We start from the raw sequence: 19,973 nt of genomic DNA, 5'->3' as shown, positions 1-19,973 counted from the left end.
GTTTGAAAACCAGCGTCGCTGGAGAAACAGGGAGGAAAGTGAAATGACTAGACGTATGACGCTTCTGATGTTGGGTGCTTTGGCTGCATCTACCGCAATGTTCACCAGTGCCTGGGCGCAAGACACCTACAAGCCCGACTGCTATGCTCCGGCTCCAAACAACGCCTCGGTGATCTCCTATCCGAAGAAGTCCGGGCCCTACAAAATTGCCTTGGTCAACGGATATGTCGGCAACGATTGGCGTGCCAATTCCATTCAGACCGCCAAAGCCTGGGGCGCCCGTCCCGAAATCAAATCCAAGCTGTCCGAGCTGAAGATCATTTCGGTTGGCAACGATTCCACGGCGCAGATCGCCGCGATCGACAACTTCATCGCCGCCGGCTACGACGCCGTGGTCATCAATGCCGTCAATCCCACCGCCTTCGACGCGGTGGTGAGGCGCGCCAAGCAAGCAGGCGTGGTGCTGGTGACCTATGACAACGTGCTCGACTCAAACCAGGTCGTGCAGATCAACGAAGATCAGGTCGAACTTGGCCGGATCAAGGCGCAGGCCGTGGTTGATGGCATCAAGGCCAAGAAGGGCAATGTTTCAGGTCAGGTTCTCGAAATCGACGGCGTCCCAGGCAACAGCGTCGACCGTGACAACCAAGCGGGATTCAGCGAGGTCTTCTCCAAGTATCCCGAGCTGAAGGTGGTCAAGGTCGAGGGCGACTGGGATGTGGGCACGGCCTCGAAGGTGACATCCGACGCCATTGCGACCAACGGCAATTTTGATGGAATTGTTGTTCAAGAGGGCTCGGTTGGCGCACTCGAGGCGATGGCCGCGGCGAAGCACCCGGTCGTCCCGGTCGGGTTCGATGCCGGCAACGGCACGCGGATGCTGGTCAACAAGGGCAAGTATCCCGGCATCACGGCTGCCCAGGCGCCGGCGCTGGCCGCTATGGCGCTGGAGGCCTCGGTCGTGTTGTTGGAGGGCAATGCGCTGCCGCAGAAGGTGTTCCTGCCAATCCCCCAGAAGAACAATGCGGATCTGGCAGAAGGCAAGGACTTTTTCCCCGATCTGCCAAAGACCTTCTACACGGCCACCGGCTTTCCGCAGTGTTTCCCCGTGTTCACGCCCGATGAGCTGAAAGGCCAGACGGCCGAGAACGCCAATTGAGCTTATGACACGAACCTGGCCGGCGTTTAGGCCGGCCAGGTCGGCAGCAACGGAGCGCGCATGGCAGATCGCTATGTTGAACTGAAATCGGTGTCAAAATCCTATGGCGGCGTTCCAGCGCTGACCACAGTGGATTTCCGCTGCGAGCCGGGACGCGTGCACGCCATTCTCGGCGAGAATGGCGCAGGCAAATCGACTCTTATGAAATTGTTGGCTGGTGTCATCCAGCCGGACGCCGGAACGATCTCCATCGGCGGGAAGACGGTGCGCTTCTCCTCCCCGCGGGAGGCGGCCGAACAGGGCACTGTCTGCATGTTCCAGGAGCTGTCGTTGATGCCGCATCTTTCGGTTGGCGACAATATAGTGCTTGCGGCGCCGCGCACCCGGATGGGGATGATAGAGCGCAGCGTTTATCGTGAAGCGCGCGAGGCCCTGGATCTTGTCGGGGCCAAGTCGATCCCGCTTGGCGCTCGCGTTTCGGGCCTGTCCCTGTCGGAACGACAGCTTGTGGAAATCGCCAAGGCCGTGTTCCGCAAACCCAAGCTTCTTATCCTTGACGAGGCGACGTCAGCGTTGACCAGCGAGCTCGTCGAAACGGTGTTCGGTGTCCTGAAAATGCTGAAGGAGCAAGGTGTCGCGATCCTTTTCATTTCGCATCGCATGCACGAGGTCGACGCCATCGCCGACCGCATATCCGTCTTCCGCAATGGCAGACATATCGAGACCTTCGACGTTGGCGCGCGCACGACCGATGAGATCGTCGGCCTCATGATCGGCCGCTCGCTGGAAGAGCTCTTTCCACCGCGCCGCGCGCCCGTGCCAGACACGGCGCCGGTCGTTCTGGATGTGTCAAACGTCAGTTGGGGAAGCCAGCTTGTCGATGTATCCCTGGCAGCGCGGGCGGGCGAGATTGTCGGGCTCGGCGGTTTGGACGCACAGGGCCAGCAGCAGATCATGCATGCTGTCTTCGGTGTGCTGCGCGGAGTGACAGGCCGCATCACGCTCAATGGCAAGCGGTTGAATGGTCTTCAGCCGCCGAGGGTGAAACAATCCGATATCGGTCTGGCGCTCGTGCCTGAGGATCGCAAGACCGAGGGGCTGATCCCCAGCATGTCGGTCGCGCAAAACATGCGCTTGGCGGTTCTTGGGCGGGCCCCCCTCGGCCTGCTTGACCTGAACGGCGGTAGCGAGGCCCGGCTGCAAGAACTGATCGAACGCCTGGCCCTGACCTACGGTTCGCTGGACGATCCCGTCGCGACGCTGTCGGGCGGCAACCAGCAGAAGGTGGTACTGGCCAAATGGCTTGTGCTGTCGCCCAAATGTCTGCTGCTGATGGACCCTACCCGCGGCATTGACCTGCCGACCAAGGCCCAGATCTACAGGCTGCTCACGGATCTGGCGGCCGACGGAATGGCCGTGATCTTGCAATCGACCGACTATGAAGAACTTATCCACCTGTGCGATCGGGTGTACGTCTTCTACCATGGCAGTGTGGCCAAGGAACTAACGGGGGATCACCTGTCCGCCGATGCACTCATCGCCGCCTCGATGAACGTGCACCTTCACGCCGAGGCCCAGGCATGATGACCTGGCTTCGCCAAAATGCCAGGGAAACCATTGCCGCGCTCGCGCTGGTGATACTTTTCGCTGGCTATATCGCCATTCATCCACGCGGCTTTTCGACCTATGTGGTTACCATCTGGTCGAACCAAGGGACGCTGCTTGGGCTCGCCGCGATCGCCCAGTTCTTTGTCGTTTTGGTCAAGGGCATAGACCTATCGGTAGGGTCAATTATTGCGCTGACCAACGTCATGGGATCCTTCCTCCTCAACGGATCTCCCACCTCGATTGCCCTTGGTATGGTGGTGGTGCTCGCCGTCGGGGTGGCCTGCGGGCTGGTGAACGGGATCGCGGTCGTCTACGGCGGGGTGCAGCCGATCGTCACGACCCTGGCGACGGGTGGCATATTCGGCGGCATCGCCCTGCTTCTGAGGCCAACGCCTGGAGGCAGCATTGATGAGACAATGTCGGACGCGCTCACCTATGCAGTGGCGGGCATCCCGGTTTCGGCGGTCATTCTTGTCATCGTTCTCGTCGTATTGCTGGTCCTTCTGCGCCGCACGGCCGTCGGCCTCGGCCTCTATGCCATCGGGTCGTCGGAACAGTCGGCTTATATGACCGGCCTTCGCGTGAACCGGCTCAAGCTCGTCGCCTACGGCAGCAGCGGCTTTGTCGCAGCTCTGGCCGGCACCTATGTCAGTATGGTTACGCTTACTGGCGATCCTAATATTGCGCCGTCCTACACGCTGAACTCGATCGCCGCCGTCGTGTTGGGCGGTGTTGCGCTGAGCGGTGGTGTTGGCAGCCCCATCGGCGCAGTGATCGGCGCTTTGATCCTAAAGACCATCTCGTCGCTGATGTTCTTCTCCGGCCTGCCGCCATTGGCGCAACCGTTCTTCGAGGGATTGATCCTCGCAACTGCAATTGCACTCGGCGCGCTCGGCGTTTTCCGAGTGCGCAGCCGGCTTGAGTTGTACCGCTGATGACTGATGCAACTGAGCGAACCGTTAGATCCCGCAAATCCTCCCGCTGGCTCAACCGAGACCGTGTATCGGTCCTGCTGATCGCGCTGGGCTGCGTCGCTCTGCTGCTGGGTGGTTCCCTGCTGTATCCCGGCTTCCTGAAGCCCGGCTACATTCTACAACAGCTTCAGATTGCCGCCTTTCTTGGCATCATCGCCACCGGTGCCATGCTGGTGATCCTGCTCGGCGAGATCGACCTTTCGGTGCCATGGACCATTACTGGCACGGCGATTGTCGTCATCTCGGCCTCTGGCAGCTCCAATCCCTTGGTCGCCAGCCTGGCAATCCCACTGGGCCTGTGCCTTGGCGTTGCAGTCGGGCTCTTGAACGCCATCGGTGTTGCCGTCTTTCGCGTGCCTGCGATGGTCTGGACGCTGGCCGTCAACGCCATGCTGCTTGGCGCTGCGGTTTTCTACACCGGCAACAGCCGTCCCAACGGTGAGGTCCCCTGGCTGGCGACGCAGGCGGCGACCGGCCGTACCTTCGGCATCCCCAATGCTTTTCTCGTTTGGCTGGTGGTCGCGGCGATCACGATCTGGGTTCTCAAACGCACCGTTTATGGAAACTATCTCTACGCGCTGGGCAATTCGCGACGTGCCGTGTTTCTCGCCGGGGCGAAGGTTCGTCTGGTGATGGTGGCGACTTTCGTCCTTGCCGGGGTGTTTTCCAGTTTCGGCGCCATCCTCCTGCTAGGCTATACCAATCAGGCCTATCAGGGCATGGGGGACCCTTATCTCATGCCGGTGATCTCGGCCGTGGTGATTGGGGGAACCTCGATTCAGGGCGGCCGAGGGAACTATATCGGCACGTTCGCCGGTGCCATCTTCATCACGCTTCTGTCGTCGATCCTATCGGTCATGCAAATGCCCCCTGCCGCGCGCGAGATGATCTTCGGCGCGATCATCCTGGTCATGCTGCTGGTCCACGGTCTCACTAACAAGAAGGAAGGCATCTGAAAACCAATGGCGGTCAGAGATGCAGTGAAGATGCCATGTCCACGTCCGTGAGGCCATCAAGGCCATGAGACCGAGGGCGCCGAGCGCGAATTGCGCAGGCATTTCGCGACATTGAAATGTTCCATCAGGCCGAGTGCAAGCCCAAACTGGGGCCGGTCGGTCGGCAAGGCAACCAGCAAGCAAGGCATGTCAAAATGACATACTACGAGGTTCTTGATCACCGCTTTCAAGATTTCATTATCCCTCTGTGCAAGCTCGAGAAACTCCATACTGGAATGCGCTGGGCCGAAGGGCCAGTGTACTTCGCCGATGGCCGCTTTCTGCTCTTCAGCGACATTCCCAACAACAGGATGCTGAAGTGGGACGAAGTGACGGAGAATGTTTCCGTTTTCCGCTATCCTTCGAATTTCTCCAACGGCAATACGCGCGACCGGCAGGGACGCCTCATCAGCTGCGAACATGGGCAGCGGCGCGTCACGCGCACCGAGTATGACGGCAGCATCACGATCCTGGCCGATCGCCTCGAGGGCAAACGTCTCAATTCTCCCAACGATGTGGTGGTCAAATCCGACGATACTGTCTGGTTCACCGATCCGCCCTACGGCATCCTGAGCAACTATGAGGGCTACAAAGCTCCCAGTGAGATCGGTGCCTGCAACGTCTACCGCCTTGATCCCAAGTCAGGTACGCTAGCGGTAGCCGCCGGCGACTTCGACAAGCCGAACGGCCTTGCCTTCTCCCCTGACGAGGCACATCTGTACATCGCCGACAGCGGCCGTTCCCACGGCCGGGATAAACCGCACCATATCCGTTGCTTTGATGTGGGCGAAGACGGTCGCCTTTCGAATGGTCACATCTTTGCCGAGATCGATCCCGGCATCCCTGATGGTTTTCGGATCGATGTCGACGGCAACCTATGGGTGTCAGCTGGCGACGGCGTGCACTGCTTTGCGCCGGACGGCACGCTTCTTGGCAAGATTCTTGTCCCGGAGACTGTCGCCAATGTGTGCTTTGGCGGACCCCAACGAAATCTCCTGTTCATCGCCGCCAGCAGCTCGCTCTATGCCGTCTATCTCAACACAACAGGATTACAGTTCTGCTGAGCAAGGAAGATTCCATCCGCGCGGCTGCCAACAGCACGGGAAACAATTTGTGTTGGATAGTCGAATTCTGCTCCAGATGCTCGATTACACGCTGAGCGACATACCGATTGCGATAAGAAAGGCCAGCCAGGACGGTGTTGCCAGGTCGATAACAACCCGTCGCAGAGTTCCCTACTGCCCTTTCTGCGACTTTGCCTCGGTCAGCAATCGTCAAGCCAGATTTCCCATTGACGAATTCCTGGTTGCTTCATACGCGGCAGGAAACCTAAAACGTCAAAAACAGCATCAAGGCTTCGACAAGCCTGATCATGCGGCTGGAAAACTCGTGGTCTAGTTTAGCTCGGGATCAAGCGCCGAGGTGATCTCGTCAAGCAGCATGATCATCGGGCTCATCGCCAGCGCCCGGACGATGGCCACGCGCTGCTGCTGGCCGCCGGACAGACGGTCTGGATACTCTTTCGCCTTGTGGGCCGGCGTTTGATGCCGCCACCTTGTAGACTGTGTCCGTCGGCACGGACGGACGCGTCACGAGCTTCGCCCGCGTCCCACTCGATTATTTCTAACCCAGGTAGGTCATTGATCTAGTTGGGTTTTTTCTTATTTGAGACGTGCAACGCCGACCCATGGACCGTCAAAAAGTTGCGCTTTTGATTTTAAACGGAAAATCGCCGCAAAAATATTTCAGGTTTCACCAACTATCGTGACCAATCGGGCGATTTTTGCAATTTGCGGCGTTCGACGGCGCCTTAGCCCGCCTCGAAAAGTACCGTCACTGCTTCAAATAGATGCATTTTTTCGTTGCGAAATCAATGGTCATGGCAGGCCCGGAGGATGTACCAGAAACACTGATTTCATTGGATTCTTCGTGGACCAAAATTAAGGATCTTCCCGTATCGTCACGCCAGCTGTCGCCCCAGGCGGCTTCTCGAACACGCTCACCACGTAAGTCGTTACCGGCTTGTCGGTCATCGGCTTATTCTTCGCATATTTGGCGCGAGTCTTTCCCAGCCCGCGATTTCGTCGGTCGAAATATCCTTGCCGTTTTCCAGGACCGGTCCATATTCATCGATCGGGAGTTCCGTTGTGTTGGCCGTGAAAAGTCTGTCGATCGCCTTTCTTGCCGGGGTAGCAGTTTGTGTCACGAGCGTCGCCGATGCGCGACCGGACACACGCGTGATGACCTGCGAACAGACGCAGGCCCAGATCAAAAGCCATCGCTCGGTGGTTCTGACCACCGGCCGCAACACCTACGATCGATACGTCCGCCAGTTTGGCAACGAATGCGACTGGCCGGACGTACCGACCGCCGCCTCGGTCCCGACGCGCGATGGTCAATGCCGCGTCTATCGGTGTGAGGAACCGAGCTTCAATCGATCTCCTTGAGGATCATTTCACGCCCTCGTGCATGGCGCGTTTATTTCGCAGCTATTCGGACCCAATTGTCGATTTGCAGCATCAATCGTCGTGCAAGGTCATGTGAAATCCGTTGGCGATCAGGCGGTCGAACACTTCATGGCTCCCGTGCTCTGCCGACGACTCCACGACGACCACCAATGATGGTTCGGCTATGCTCGTAAGAACAATTGATTTACGCCGCCTGTCAGGCGTTTCTTGTGGCTTTCTTCTGCTCGATTTCCGGAACACCAACATCTCATGCAGCTCTCTGTTCGAACGCCTCACGGTAAGCAGTACGCTGCTAAACAACAATGGCCCATTCGACGGTAGTGTTATGTGGTTGCGGAGCGGCGAGTGTTGAGAAGTTTGCACGACATACCATCGCTAGCTGGGAGGTATGGCAACTAGGAAGCCGCTGGCCAGCAGATATTCATAAAGATGCAGTAGAGGGGGTGCGGGGCGCAACTGATCGGCAGTTATCCATTGCCGGCCATCGTCAACCTCCCATCCGCGTCCCAGCTCAGTTTCCAGCAGGGGAAGCAACTCCTCTCGAGGGCATGGATAGGCCAGTACTCGTACGTTGGAGCCAAAAAGCCGCGCGATACCCTCGAGCAGGCGGCCTTCCAGGTGCTGGTATCTCACATCGTCTAGAACCCGTATCAACGCAGGCAGCGGCACGGCAAAACGCAAAGGCGCCTGTGTGTATCGACGCACGAATGCGGTGGCGCGGTACAACTGGCGGTGCCGCATCATCATCGCCGCGCCCTTGCCCATTGCAGGCAGCGGGGAATCAGAATCGACGACCATCAGGCGTACATCGATGACATCCTTCACCTCAGGATTCCCAGCGACCTCGCGGCGGAGCGTTGCCAGGCACGCCGCAATCGCTTCTGGCGAAAGGTCGTCGCGCGGGTCGCTCGCCAGCGGTACGATGGCCACAGACTTCTTATAGAGAAACTCGTTCGCAGCGACGGCCACGCCATCACTGTCGAGCGTCACCGCCTCAGCCCTGCCGTCGCGTGCCAAGGCCTTGTGCAGTTCGCGCATGTCGCAACCCGCGAACGCGCGGCCTCGCATCACGATCTGATCAATTTCGAGGCGATCATTTGCAAGGCTGTCGAACATCCTCGCGGGCAAATCGCCGGGGGCTGCGCGCTCAATCAGCAGCGCATGCAGCAGGTTCACACCGAGAATGCCCACCGCCTCCTGCTGAAGCAGGTTTGCATTATCGCGAAGGTTTACGTGCAGCAGAATGTCGCTCGCCTCAGCCCGCGGGTGATCCTGAAAGCGGACGCCGATCCAGCCGTGGCAATCGTTGGTGCCCGCAAAGTTGCGGGCGGCGATGGTATCGGCGAAAGCAAACAAGCGCGTATCTTTGCCACGCGTGTCACCGATCTGTTGCACAAGCGATTTCCATTCATGATCGAGCATCGTCTCGAGCCGCGGCCTGGACACGTAGCGTGTTCCGGAGCCGTATAGGTCGTCGCTCACTTCCTTGTCGTAGGCTGAGACGGTCTTGGCCACCGTGCCAGACGCGGCGCCAACGCGCAGATACCATCGCGCCACTTCCTGACCCGCGCCGATCTCGGCGAACGAACCGAAACTCGTTGCGTCGAGATTGACCTCAAGCGCCTTCCGATGCGTGTCAGCAGCGGCGTTGTCCGATCGACCAGTCGCATCGGTAGTGGCAGTATCATTCATGGCGGGGTCTCTGCGGTGGACTGCGGTTGCGCCTCAATACTGCCGCCCAACGCCAGGTGCAAATTGCTCCGCAGGGCGAGTTGTTCGCTCTGAACGAGCAGCAAACCAGTTGCGCCCAATGCGCATTCACCTGTTGCTTTTGAACCGCGCGAAGATCACCGCTGCCTATGGGGCCGACAGAACTTGCAATAGCATAGCGAGTCCGCTTTGGGGCGGCTAGCGGCGTCGCTACGCCCAGTCGACAGCTTGCCGCTCATTCTACCGCCTTTGTCGGAAATCAATGCCCTGCGATGCCCAGTGCCTTCATGTCGAAAAGTGGCAAAGTCAGGAATGTCTTGGCAACGAGTGCATTGGCAAGATCAACGAAGAACGATCCTGCCAAGGTGATCAGCAAGAACGCCTTCGGGGCGGGTCCGTAACGGCGCGCCACCTCGTCCATGGTGGCCATCGCAACGGGCATTGAAGATATCCCGAAGCCGAGGAACCCGCCGACCGTGACTGCTGCCTCATAGTCACGGCCGAGCAGCCGGAACAGAATGAAATAGGCAATCGCCACGATAACGATGATCTGCAGCAGCACGTTGACGAAAAGTGGTCCGAGGATAGCGGCGACGGCAATCAGCTTTGTGCTCATGAGGCTGAGCACCAGAAACAGGTTCAGAGCGACCTCGCCGCCCTTTTGAATTGGCTCGAAGTCCAGCCGGATGCGAGTCCAGTCAACCAGGTTCGTCAGGAAAACTCCCGCGAGCATCGCCGACAGGAAGCCAGGCAGCAACAATCCTGCGTCCTTGGCCCAGCTATTGAGCTTGTCGCCAAGAAAGACCGATACCGCAACAATCAGGATGGTCGCCACAATACTCTCAAGGTTCCCGCGATCCTCCTGAACTGCTGCCGGCGCCTCCTTTTGCGGCTCGGCGAAGGAGACCTCGGCCTGCGGTGCCGCAACCGGGGAGAGTTTGTGACGCCCGATCAGCCAGCCGGTAATCGGTCCCGACACCAGTGCGCCGGTGATGACTGCAAAAGTCGCCGCGCCGGCTCCGACCGCTTGCGCGTTCTGAAGCCCGACGGCCTCCGCCTCCTTCGCCCAGGCAAGTGCCGTTCCTGGCCCACCAACGAAGGAAAGGCTCCCGGCAAGGAGCCCGTAGAAGGGGGGTGCACCCCAAGCCGTAGCGACACCGATGCCAACCAGATTCTGGCAGACCAGCAGAAGCACTGTCACCGCGCAGAGGATGACCAGTGGACGACCACCGGCTCGCAGCGCTTTCAACTTCGCGGACAGGCCGATCGTCGTGAAGAAGACAAGCAACAGGAGATCGCGGAGTTTTGTGCCGAAGGCGACCTCGGCTCCAAAGATGACCTGAGCCAGAAGAACCAGCAGAGCCACTATCATGGCTCCGATCACGGCGTTGGGCATGTCGATGCGTTTCAGCACTGGAACCATTTGACGGATGCGCGTCCCCGCGACCAACGCGATCAGACCAATGATCAGCGTTGCAAGTTCCGAGAATTCAACATGGTCCGCGGCCATCGGCTCGATTCCCCCGTCCCGACGCTCTGGCTGAACGTCTCGGCATGCAAAAAACAACTGCGCTGCTTGACCAGCTTACCCCCAATGCGAGATCGGCGAGACAACCTTCCTTGGCGCTTCGCCCACCAGCAACGCCTTTGGAGATCAATAGCCTAGGTGAGGAGACGGCACACCAACCCGGATCAATCTCGAAAAATCCGGCGACAGGCCGGAATTCCGCGCACGGTCGTCTATGTGAGCTAGCTCCCTCAAGGTCGACACTGGCAAGCGGGTGTCGAGTGCACCCCGGTCGTACGCATATTCGGGCAGATAGCCGTTGACGATGAGGCGCCAGTCGAAAGGAATTGGATCACCGACCGCTCGCATCATCTTGACGATCGTCGTCGTGCAATTAGTCGTGATGGAGTTGTAGAACGCAGGTGCCGCGGCAAGCGCATTTGCATCCGAGACGTATTCCAGCAGAAGCGCGCGGGCCGCGTCCGGCGACGCTCTCAGGCGATAGATCTGGACATCCTCTCCCCGAACATTTGACCTGACGCCGACGACGTCCCGCTCGTCGGCCGCGATAACGACCAGGGGATTGCTCTTGAACAGGTCCGCTATAGGCGAAAACTCGCCGCCGACACGACGCCGCACCTCAATGGACCAGGCAAGATATTCACCGTCGGAGAAGCCGAAGCTCATGATGACATGGGCCATTTTCGGTCCAGCCCAATAGGACATGAAGAGGTCGACGCTCTGAACGGTGGAAAGGTCGTAGGTCCGGCTTGTCCAACGTTCGGTGAAATCGGTGTCGCTGCGCCATTCGAAGTCGCGCACGTCTTTCAGCGTCAACAGGTTTCCGTCGCGGGTGCCGGTTACCTGACGGGCGACATCTGGCGCCCAGTCGGCGTCGCCCAAAGGCTTGATGGTGCTCCACCAAACCAGAACCGCAGCGAACGCAGACAGAAACAGGACGAACGCCCTGAAGCGAAAACGGCCGAAGAGGGCAATGACGGTGCCGATGCCAAATAGGATGAAAAGGGCGCAGGCCACAGCCCGCCCAGCCTCTGCCGCAGGCAGGCGGTGCCACATGGCAAGTCCGGCCCAGGCGGTCAAAATTGCAACGGCTAGTGACAGGAAGGTGGCGCGCGATATCCGAGCGATGCGATGCATTCATTTCCCTTCCAGCCAGATGGGAACAGCAGACGCGTCGCTTCAGGTGTGGCTCGCTCTCTGCCCTCTGAATGCCATTCTCACGGAACGTTCAAGCAACTTCGAGATGAGGCATCAATAAGCTTCGCTGCCGCCTTGACTTCGTTGAACCGCTATTTCCTGCACCCTTTTGTGGATGCCGCGGGCAGGTTGCAATTCTTGCTGCCCGCATTCGTTTTCTTACTGCTTTGCGAGCCGGTCAGGTTCTCGACCTCATTGCCGTAGTTTTCCCTGGTGTTCTGATCGACCATTGCAACCGGAGCCGCAATCACCAAGCCTGCCGCGCTGCCAGCCGCCGATGCTGCACCGGTCGTCGCTTGCACGATGGTGTCGCCAAGGCCCACCCTGCTATCGGTCAGGGTCTGGCCGGCAGCCATCCGCGCCCCAATCAATTGCACGATCTGCGGTGACGAGGCGAACTTGCCGTGGTTCAGACTGTCGCCGGATTTGACCTTCGTCAGGTCGATGACGGTTACGTTGTTGCTCGCGAGTTCTTCCTTGTAGGGAGCCTGTTCCGGGTCGATGGATCCAAGCCGCGGGATGTTGCCCCAAACCCGTCGCGAAAAGGCAAGCGCACGATCGTCCTGCGAGACAAAGAGGGTGAACTGGGGGTGCTGTTTGCCCATGTCGGCAATCTGCGTGCGAAACACGTCGACATCGACATCGGGTGCGGCCAGCATAACGTTCTTGAACTTCGCCGGCAGTCCGCCATTGCGGATGGCCATCTGGCGCAAGGATTCCAAGGCAAGCCAATTACCCATCGAATGGGCGAGGATCGAAACCTCTTTTACTTCGGGATCGTGAGCGAGATACTGGAACAGCGTCTCGAGCGCATCTCGCGTGTAGTTGGTGCTTTCGCGATCGTAGCCATAGGCCAGCGTGCTGCCTCGGGAAGGCCATGTGACCAGGATCGGTGCGCTGTCGGTGCCCGTATCGTGAGCGATCTGCGCAAAGCGATAAAGAGAGTCTTCGAAGCGGTTGTTGAAGCCATGGATGAAGACCAGCGCGCTGTGGTCCGGGCTCTTCCTGACAGTAGCGTGCAGCCATTCCTTCGCGCCATCCCGTGTTAGTTCTTCGGCTTTCACCACCGCGAAATCAGTTGCAGGGTTTGAGGGCAGCTTCTTGGGCCAGGCGACCTCGCCGACCTTGCGCACCGACGCCGGCGGGATCGACACCGTAACGTCCGCAAACGACGGAGCGCTTCCGCGCTCGCCCGTATACATCTCGGCCGGATTGTCAGAGCGAGCGCGGGTCGTCGTCACCAGCATCTCCACCTTGCTCGATGACGCGGACGTATCGGCCACCGGCAACAAGACATTCGTCGGGCGGGACGCGCAGCCGAAAAGCAGGCCGACCAATGCAAATACCAGCAATGCGTTGGTGGTACGCCCGACTTCTAATTTACTTATAACGCCGGTTGTCAAAACGCCCCCCAAGTGTGAAACCTCGACAAAATCGGCCGATACTGATTGCCACGATAATGGCACCCGAGGACTGATGGGCGTGCCGCTCCACACTGCCAAATGAAGTATCGGAATCCTCTGTTTTGCGCAACTGCTGGCACGTTCGTCAGGCTTTGACCGTTGGCTAATTGTCCAATGTTAAGTTAAAATGCCTCATGCCGCCGATTTTACTTGATGCGGGCGATGCCGCCCGAAATCTCGATCGTTTCCGACCCGGTCAAGGCCTCAAGGTCACCACTAGGCCAGGTGACGAAACAACCGTTCGGGCAGAATTCCACGGCTTCGCCGGCGTGCAGTGCCAGCTTCGTCTTACCGCCGCCTTCCGTCACGATCATCGTGCGGATCTTGGTATCCTTGTTAACCACGCTGGCGGCCGAGGCCGAACGCTCCAAGGCAAGAACAGCGATGGCGACGACGAAGCTCTTCCACATTTGCAATGTCGGTGCGTTCCTACACCGCCTCTCTTTTTTTGCATTTCGCATTATCAGCTTAGTGAGAAAATGCCGCTAGAACTCATCCTTCATCGAGACCGGTTTTCGCTTTGCGTCAACCTGCCAGAATTTCGCCCAGCTGTTCGTGAGAGAAAAAAGCGCTGGCTTGCCGATTATCTTTCCCAATCCGCTGGGAAGGGCAAAGTGCCGGCGGTTTGAAAAATATGGATAGTACTTTTCGTAATCTTCCGCGGCTTCGCCCAGAATGTTTCTGGCGGCAAAACTGCCGGAGAAAGCAGCCCAAGGCAGCCCAACAATGCCAAGAATGAACTGCAGGTGTGGCTGTGCCGGTGGCTTCACGATGATGGGAAGCAAATCCCGGGACGTATCGATGAGGCCGGGCCAGAATTGATTAAAGTTCAAATCCCTCAGGAATGGGAAATGCTCTTTGAATTCCTTGATCACTTTACGGATGACTGAATGGCCATTGTAGGCGCCTGGAAGAAAAGTGGTTAGGGCGCTTCCGCCTCCCAACAAAAGCCGGTTGTCTCCTGTCAATCTGAAGTAGGAATAGACGAGCTTGGAATCCCAGCACTGCATCTGTTTTCCGCCCGGGAACAGCAGGCCGAGTTCCCTGTCCGTCAAGGGTTCGGTGACGCTCATGAACGTCTGGGCATGAAAGATTTCCCCGGCCAGGGGACTGACGGATCTGTCCAGCTTATCGACCGCGATTATGATGCGGTCCGCCGTGACGCTGCCGCCATGCGTGTAAGCCGTGTGGTCCTCAATCCGCACCATCTCGGTGCTCTCAAAGACCTGCATGCCATGATCGATAAGGATGTCCTTGAAACCCTGCAAGCACAGCAGCGGGTTGATCCCGTAAGTTCCGGTGTACCGAATGCCTGCGGTAAATCCCTCGGCACCGAGAATGCCCTTTAGCTCGCTCTCATCGTAGGTTCTCTGGTCCGTAAACCCTACGCTCTCTCTGCATTCCCTTTCCGATACGACTGCCTCCTTGCCACCCTTGCCAAGGCCTAGAAAGAGCGAATCCTGTTCGAGCAACCCGCATTCAACGTCGTTCTTCTTGATGGCTTGCACGACGCGATCAATTCCTCGACAGGGCATCTCCCATATTTCCCGCGCGGCATCGGTTCCGTATCTGCGAACCAGTTGGTGCAATTCCAGTTCGCTGTCCGGGGTCAAGAAGCCGGCACTGCGGCCCGAAGAACTCCCGCCAACGATATTCTTTTCGATCAGGACGACGCTGAACCCCTTTTGCAGGAATTCCACCGCCGCACTCATGCCGCTCATTCCTCCGCCAACGATCAGCACGTCGCACTTGATCGACCGATTCAAGGGCGGGCAATATTTGAACTGCTTGGTCAGTAAGGTCGTGAACCACCAGTTCTGGTTGATCATGACATGGCCTCTGGCCGCGAGGTTGGGACTGGCGACAGGACGTAAGGTTTCGAATTGAAGCTAGTCACCTGTCAGCTGCCATTTGTCTCCGGGATTGAATCGCTTTATCGCGCCAGCCACAGCCTCCGTTTTTGGACCCAGGTCGGCCTCATAGACAATGCCTTGCTGATTGACCGCGAAGGTTTTGACACCCGTTTCCGCATACTTCACAGGCCAGGCCAAAAGCGCGAAACCGGCGATCATGTTGCCGTTGATGACATAGTCGTAAGCGCCCCCGGCGATGTTCTTGCCTTGGCCGGTCAGGATGCGGAAGCGATAGCCAAAATAGCCATTGCCTTTCTTCGCCTTGTCGAGAGCAGCCTGGTTGATGAAGTCGCCTGAGGGACTGACGCCATAGTCTTCATCGGACGGCCAATACAGTCCGTCGGCCTGGCCTTCGCTGCTGATCAGCTTCTGGGCGTATTCCAGCACGCCATCGCCATCGCGGTCTTCTGCCGCGTAGTCACGTTGGGCGTCCACGTAGGCGCGAACCGTTTCGATTGCCGCGATCTCATTTTCGCCGACGCGCCGGTTGATGATCTCTTCGATGCCAGCCTGGGTATCGAAGGCCCATTTGCCCTCCTTACCCTTGGTGATCGGGAATGGCAGCGTCCATAGCTTGTCGCCAATATTGAGTTCCTTGCGGTCGCCAAGATCGCGCACGATCACCGTCTTCGCAGCGCCTTGCCGGATCTGCGCGTAGGTATCCATCACGCCTTCGCTTGTCCGCAGCTTCGCGGCATCCAGTCCAAGCAGTGCCGCCAGTCCATCGAAATCGTCCTTCGCCAGGACCGATTTGAACGCCTCCACCGCCGCCGAGGGATCATCGAAAAGCGGCGGATCTTTCTTGGCCACGTAGTCCGAGAGGCTGTGCACCTCCTGCGCGCCGGCAAGATTTGCGGAGCCCGCCCCAATGCTCAAGATCATTCCGGCACCGAGCAGCGAACGTAGAACAAGACTCCGCACGGACGTTTTCATGTCGGTTTTCCTCTCGCCAAACTTATCAACGCCTGCGCCCGCCACTGCCCTGCCTGCCACCACCCTGTCTGATCATCTTGTGGCCGCCGCCGCCACCGCTGCGAATTCCGCCTCCCATGCTCCTCGCACCGCGGTTGGAAGCTATCTGCTGACGTTTTCCGGAACTGACGTTGCCAAGACCCGACGGATTCCTCGGTCTGTTGTCCACTCTCGCTGCGGGCCTCGGCTTGCCGACCGGACGATTGATTTTCCCAGGCGCCCTGACCGCAGAACGGTCATTGTTTCGCGCCGACGCAATTGGCTTGGTGTTGGTTGGCCTTTTGAAATCCGGCCGTGACGCCGGGGGCCGGGCTTTCAAACCCTCTCTGATTTGGCGTTGGCGGATGTCTTTCACCTTCGCCGAATTCCCCGGCAGCGCGCTGATCTGGCCTCTCCTCAATTCGGATGCCTTGTCGCGCATATTATTGCGATCGTTCGTTTTAACGCGATTGCCGATGCCCGTTTTGTCGATGTTGGCGAATTGGTTTTTGTCGAAATTTAATTTCGAACGGTCGACGTTTTTCCAGTCGACGTCGTTGAAATTGACCTTGCCGTTTATGTTGTTGAAGCAGTTGTTGCAGTCGATATCGATATCGTTGCCGTTCCAGCGCCCTCCCCACACACCCCCACCATTCCAGTCCACCGCCGCTGCCCAGACGGCGCCAGTCACGAAGGCCGCGAAATAGGGCGCAGTGGGATAATAATAACTTGGGTAGGGGTCTGGATAATAGGAGATCGGAGCAACCGGATAGTCGGTGGCATAGAGCATCTCAGGCTCATACCGTGGAACATAGACCTTGTCCGAGCTAGCGGACCTGATGACGACATTGTCGTTCTCCTCGACAACCTTGATCTTGTCATCGGACTTGATCACGCCTTTGGCGACAGCCGTGTCGCGCAACTGCTGTATGGCGACCAGAACATCTTTTTGCTGATACGTCAGTGCGTCGCCAAGCGACTGGGTCCACTCCAGATCGTCGCTCATCATTTTGACGATGTCGGGATAGTTGAGCAGTGAGATGACGCTGCCGTCCCAGCTTTCCTTCGCTTTCAGGCCTGGCTTCTTCGCGACCTGATCCAAAAACCGGCTCGCTTCCACGATCTGCAATGGATAAAGCGACGCTTCGGAAATGACCGCGACAAGTTCATCGGGGTAGAGCGCGATCCGCGCTACCAGAACTTCGAGTTCATCCTCGTCGAGCGGTTCGGGAGCTTGGGTGGCCGCTGGGCTAGCAGTAGCAGCAGCTTGATCCTGCGCAATCGCGAAAGAGGTAGGACCGGAGCACATCAAGAACGCCATTATGGCCACTGTGCCAACGGGCCAGTGCGGAAACCTGATCTCCATTGTCGTCCCTCCAAGGCATGTGAACCTGGTGGTCAGCGATGTTCTGTCGCCGAGTCCGGGCGAATGTTTCTTGCCTTGGCGTTACGTTGACGCATTGCCTGCCGATGCGGAAGGTAAGTAACTGTATGCTACGTGCAGAACTGAGAGACCCTGCCAGCAGATCAGTCGACGTCGGGGCCATCTTTCGGATCGAATGTCTCCGTCAAATAACAGTGTTCGAGGGCGCGGCGCAGATGGCCGCCGGATCCGAACCATGAGAAATTATTGGGCGTCGAAGCAAGCATCCCGCCGGAGATTTCGATGGCGATCGGCTAGGCCTTTGCTCAGTTGCTTCGGTGAAACGGAATACCGCTAAGACGAGGCCTGGATGAAATGGAAAGGACGCAACGCCCGAGCGGTTACAAGCGCTTCATGACGTCACCCTGTCTTCAGCGCTGCGCCTCGGTCCCGGCCAAAGTAACGCCGTCATGAAGATCGTATAGGCGATGGCCAGCAGTATGTAGTTGACCCGCGTGGCGAAGGATTCCGCCGCCGATGCCGGCAACGGCGAGACGCCGGTTCCAAACAGGATGAGGAAGATCGTCAGCGCACCTGCATAGAGTCTGGCGGCAGGATTGCTCAGCGCCGCGCGGCCGCCAAACACCAGGCCGGCGAGTAGCACCAGGACAAACAGCGTGGGAGTCGTGGGATGGACCTGTAGCAATGCGAACGCAAAGGATGCAACCACGCCTCCAAGGAGATTGACCATGACGAGGCCGAACGCCGCCCTTGCACTTGCGATGACATCGAGCTGCGACAGCAGCGATGCGACGGTGATCGGGATGACGATCGCCGTGGCAAGGCCGTCCCGCGTCAGGCAAGCGAGCACGGCGATCAGCAGAATGGCGGCATTGGCGGCGGCATAGCGCGCAGCGCGAGGGTTTGCAGGAGGAGCCGGAGCTTGAGTCTCGGCGCTGCCCCGGTCGGGTATGACCGCATGGGCAATCCACATCAGGATCGCTCCACTGACCACGCCCTGTGCGAGGATCGACAAGATGGAATCGCCGAGATCGCGGTTGAGCACGGTCAGCAACGGCACCATCACGGCGACCACCAGGACAAGAAAGATCGCCCCGCCGCCCTTGCCGTTCGCCTGCAGGTAGAAACAGACGAAATAGACGAGCCCGAGCAGCAGCAACAGGACTGGTGGCCGATCGCCTGTCAGCACCGTTACGGCCTGCAGAAGTGCGCCGGCGACAACAATGAGGATCACCATTCCCATTGCCTGTTTCAGCTGCAGCGGGCGGGAACTGGAGATCAGAAACTGCGCCGCGAACAATGGTCCCAGAAAGGGGATGACCACCCCTGACAGAACCGACCACGTGAAGCCGACGGCTACGGCCAGCGCGATGCGCAGACCCTTGCGCCTGGCATTGGCGAGCGCAAGGTCGCCGTCAGCTGACATAGGTCAGGATCGACAAGACGCGCATCCAGATGCGGCCGACCGCGTTGGTCACCGGATTGTCACCGGTATAGATCACCACGTTCACCTGCGACCCGTAGCGCACACCCTTTGGCCTGCCTTCGTCGAGGATCAGGCGGACCGGAAAGCTCTGTGGCGTTCTCACCCATCCGCTTTCGGTGGAGATCTTCGGCAACCCGGTCTTGGGGTCGACACTTCCCTGGGCCACGCCCATCCCGACGCTCTCGACCGTCGCGCCAAAAACCTGGCCGGGCAAGAGGTCGAACAACACGTCCGCGCGGTTGCCGGCGGCGACGTTCTCGAGGCTGTTTTCCTTGAACGCCGCGGTGATCCATACCGTGCCGACGTCGATGAAGGTCATGGCGCTCTGGCCGGCGCTGACAACGCCTCCGACGGAAAGCTGCAGGTTGGTGACGACGCCCTCCGCCGGCGCCAGAACCGTCGTGCGCAAGAGATCAAGCTGCGCTCGTTCAAGCGCGGCGAGCGACTCTTTCAGTTGCGGATTGTCGGCGCCTGATGGGCCAAGTTCTTCCTGCGCCTGCTTGAGATCCGCTTCTGCAGCGACGACCGCGGCATTTGCCTGGTCCACCGCCGCCTTCGCCTCATCGTACTTCGCCTTGGCATAGACGCCGCGCTTGACGAGTTCCATGGCCCGGCTGGCTTGGTCCTGGACGTTGTCGCGAATTGCCCTTGCTTCCACGAGGCGTGCCTGGACGGCCTCGACGGAGGCTGTCGAAGCGCCGATTGTCTGACCCACCCGGGCAAGCCGTGCTTCGGCCTCCGCGACGGCCAGTTGGTATTGCTGCGGATCGATACGAAACAGCATCTGCCCAGGCTTCACGCCGCTGTTGTCAGCCACGCCCACTTCGATGACCCGGCCGGTGACCTCCGGCGCAATGCCGACGACATAGGCGCTGACCGTCGCCTGCGATGAAGAAGGCGTGCGCCTTTCCATGAAGACCGCCAGCACGAACAGCAGGCAAGCCAGCAGCAGCACGGCCAGCGCGACTCTGCGCAGCGGGTTTCCCTTCCTGGCTTGCTTATCCGGGCCCTCAGCGGTGTTATCTTGAGAGATCCCGGTTGCCTCGGACGCCATGGCATCTTCTCCCTGTCAGACCAAGCGGGCATCGCGCCGCCGACGGATGCTTGCTTCCCTAGAGTCTTCAGCCCAGGCAAGCC

The 19,973-nt window shown here is 58.9% G+C and carries 16 protein-coding genes and 1 pseudogene; 6 read left to right on the top strand and 11 right to left on the bottom strand.

Going from position 1 to position 19,973, the window contains the following annotated elements; genetic code table 11:
• Positions 1–43: 43 nt before the first annotated feature.
• The 5 genes from ASD12_RS17350 to ASD12_RS17330 all read left to right on the top strand — a co-directional run bounded on the left by ASD12_RS17350 (position 44) and on the right by ASD12_RS17330 (position 5,800).
• Entirely contained in the window at positions 44–1,159 is a 1,116-nt protein-coding gene (locus tag ASD12_RS17350) for a sugar ABC transporter substrate-binding protein (protein WP_082525494.1), read from the top strand.
• A 60-nt stretch (positions 1,160–1,219) separates the two neighbouring features.
• Positions 1,220–2,743 carry a sugar ABC transporter ATP-binding protein gene (locus ASD12_RS17345; RefSeq protein WP_056588564.1) on the top strand — a complete coding sequence of 508 codons (1,524 nt, stop codon included), beginning with the start codon at positions 1,220–1,222 and terminating at the stop codon, positions 2,741–2,743.
• Positions 2,740–3,702, top strand: a complete 963-nt coding sequence (locus ASD12_RS17340; protein WP_056588561.1) for an ABC transporter permease — start codon at positions 2,740–2,742, stop codon at positions 3,700–3,702. Before ASD12_RS17345 ends, ASD12_RS17340 begins: the two co-directional genes overlap by 4 nt.
• A complete protein-coding gene (locus tag ASD12_RS17335; RefSeq protein ID WP_056588560.1) occupies positions 3,702–4,697 on the top strand; it encodes an ABC transporter permease in 996 nt (331 codons plus the stop codon). Before ASD12_RS17340 ends, ASD12_RS17335 begins: the two co-directional genes overlap by 1 nt.
• 194 nt (positions 4,698–4,891) lie before the next feature.
• Positions 4,892–5,800 carry an SMP-30/gluconolactonase/LRE family protein gene (locus tag ASD12_RS17330; RefSeq protein WP_056588599.1) on the top strand — a complete coding sequence of 303 codons (909 nt, stop codon included), beginning with the start codon at positions 4,892–4,894 and terminating at the stop codon, positions 5,798–5,800.
• A 336-nt stretch (positions 5,801–6,136) separates the two neighbouring features.
• Here ASD12_RS17330 and ASD12_RS33230 read toward each other — a convergent pair.
• Positions 6,137–6,271 (bottom strand): annotated as a pseudogene (locus tag ASD12_RS33230) (ATP-binding cassette domain-containing protein); the annotation flags it as partial.
• A 621-nt stretch (positions 6,272–6,892) separates the two neighbouring features.
• Between ASD12_RS33230 and ASD12_RS17320 the strand changes: the two are divergent.
• Complete coding sequence (locus ASD12_RS17320) at positions 6,893–7,183, top strand: hypothetical protein (RefSeq protein ID WP_056588597.1); 291 nt, start codon at positions 6,893–6,895, stop codon at positions 7,181–7,183.
• 396 nt (positions 7,184–7,579) lie between these two features.
• Here ASD12_RS17320 and ASD12_RS17315 read toward each other — a convergent pair whose 3' ends face one another.
• The 10 genes from ASD12_RS17315 to ASD12_RS17270 all read right to left on the bottom strand — a co-directional run bounded on the left by ASD12_RS17315 (position 7,580) and on the right by ASD12_RS17270 (position 19,890).
• Entirely contained in the window at positions 7,580–8,896 is a 1,317-nt protein-coding gene (locus ASD12_RS17315; protein WP_056588558.1) for a hypothetical protein, read from the bottom strand.
• Positions 8,897–9,173: 277 nt separating this feature from the next.
• Positions 9,174–10,424 (bottom strand): sodium/glutamate symporter, encoded by a 1,251-nt coding sequence (gene gltS / locus ASD12_RS17310; RefSeq protein ID WP_056588557.1) that lies wholly within the window; start codon positions 10,422–10,424, stop codon positions 9,174–9,176.
• A 144-nt stretch (positions 10,425–10,568) separates the two neighbouring features.
• Complete coding sequence (locus tag ASD12_RS17305; protein WP_056588555.1) at positions 10,569–11,579, bottom strand: DUF4105 domain-containing protein; 1,011 nt, start codon at positions 11,577–11,579, stop codon at positions 10,569–10,571.
• 152 nt (positions 11,580–11,731) lie between these two features.
• On the bottom strand, positions 11,732–12,988 hold the full coding sequence (locus tag ASD12_RS17300) for an alpha/beta hydrolase (RefSeq protein ID WP_156398610.1): 1,257 nt from the start codon (positions 12,986–12,988) through the stop codon (positions 11,732–11,734).
• 260 nt (positions 12,989–13,248) lie between these two features.
• Complete coding sequence (locus ASD12_RS17295) at positions 13,249–13,512, bottom strand: hypothetical protein (protein WP_056588550.1); 264 nt, start codon at positions 13,510–13,512, stop codon at positions 13,249–13,251.
• Between the two features lie 75 nt (positions 13,513–13,587).
• Positions 13,588–14,931: an FAD-binding oxidoreductase gene (locus ASD12_RS17290; RefSeq protein WP_056588548.1), complete on the bottom strand. Its 1,344-nt coding sequence runs from the start codon at positions 14,929–14,931 to the stop codon at positions 13,588–13,590.
• 60 nt (positions 14,932–14,991) lie between these two features.
• Positions 14,992–15,897 (bottom strand): DUF2950 domain-containing protein, encoded by a 906-nt coding sequence (locus ASD12_RS17285; protein WP_244482877.1) that lies wholly within the window; start codon positions 15,895–15,897, stop codon positions 14,992–14,994.
• A gap of 76 nt (positions 15,898–15,973) precedes the next feature.
• Positions 15,974–17,332 carry a DUF3300 domain-containing protein gene (locus ASD12_RS17280; RefSeq protein WP_056588542.1) on the bottom strand — a complete coding sequence of 453 codons (1,359 nt, stop codon included), beginning with the start codon at positions 17,330–17,332 and terminating at the stop codon, positions 15,974–15,976.
• 409 nt (positions 17,333–17,741) lie between these two features.
• A complete protein-coding gene (locus ASD12_RS17275) occupies positions 17,742–18,776 on the bottom strand; it encodes a DUF2955 domain-containing protein (protein ID WP_056588538.1) in 1,035 nt (344 codons plus the stop codon).
• Positions 18,766–19,890 (bottom strand): HlyD family secretion protein, encoded by a 1,125-nt coding sequence (locus tag ASD12_RS17270; protein ID WP_156398608.1) that lies wholly within the window; start codon positions 19,888–19,890, stop codon positions 18,766–18,768. Before ASD12_RS17270 ends, ASD12_RS17275 begins: the two co-directional genes overlap by 11 nt.
• Between the last annotated feature and the right edge of the window lie 83 nt (positions 19,891–19,973).

The organism is Mesorhizobium sp. Root102 (assembly GCF_001425625.1).
In the GTDB taxonomy this organism is placed as follows: domain Bacteria; phylum Pseudomonadota; class Alphaproteobacteria; order Rhizobiales; family Rhizobiaceae; genus Mesorhizobium.
The sequence above is the reverse complement of the archived record's forward strand: the minus strand, read 5'-3'. Positions and strand labels throughout refer to the sequence as shown.

Coding starts and splice junctions, on each gene's coding strand:
- ASD12_RS17290 (WP_056588548.1), bottom strand. CDS start 14,931: ATGATCAACCAGAACTGGTGGTTCACGACCTTACTGACCAAGCAGTTC.
- ASD12_RS17295 (WP_056588550.1), bottom strand. CDS start 13,512: ATGTGGAAGAGCTTCGTCGTCGCCATCGCTGTTCTTGCCTTGGAGCGT.
- ASD12_RS17345 (WP_056588564.1), top strand. CDS start 1,220: ATGGCAGATCGCTATGTTGAACTGAAATCGGTGTCAAAATCCTATGGC.
- ASD12_RS17315 (WP_056588558.1), bottom strand. CDS start 8,896: ATGAATGATACTGCCACTACCGATGCGACTGGTCGATCGGACAACGCC.
- ASD12_RS17270 (WP_156398608.1), bottom strand. CDS start 19,890: ATGGCGTCCGAGGCAACCGGGATCTCTCAAGATAACACCGCTGAGGGC.
- ASD12_RS17280 (WP_056588542.1), bottom strand. CDS start 17,332: ATGGAGATCAGGTTTCCGCACTGGCCCGTTGGCACAGTGGCCATAATG.
- ASD12_RS17350 (WP_082525494.1), top strand. CDS start 44: ATGACTAGACGTATGACGCTTCTGATGTTGGGTGCTTTGGCTGCATCT.
- ASD12_RS17335 (WP_056588560.1), top strand. CDS start 3,702: ATGACTGATGCAACTGAGCGAACCGTTAGATCCCGCAAATCCTCCCGC.
- ASD12_RS17305 (WP_056588555.1), bottom strand. CDS start 11,579: ATGCATCGCATCGCTCGGATATCGCGCGCCACCTTCCTGTCACTAGCC.
- gltS (WP_056588557.1), bottom strand. CDS start 10,424: ATGGCCGCGGACCATGTTGAATTCTCGGAACTTGCAACGCTGATCATT.
- ASD12_RS17275 (WP_056588538.1), bottom strand. CDS start 18,776: ATGTCAGCTGACGGCGACCTTGCGCTCGCCAATGCCAGGCGCAAGGGT.
- ASD12_RS17330 (WP_056588599.1), top strand. CDS start 4,892: ATGACATACTACGAGGTTCTTGATCACCGCTTTCAAGATTTCATTATC.
- ASD12_RS17340 (WP_056588561.1), top strand. CDS start 2,740: ATGATGACCTGGCTTCGCCAAAATGCCAGGGAAACCATTGCCGCGCTC.
- ASD12_RS17285 (WP_244482877.1), bottom strand. CDS start 15,897: ATGATCTTGAGCATTGGGGCGGGCTCCGCAAATCTTGCCGGCGCGCAG.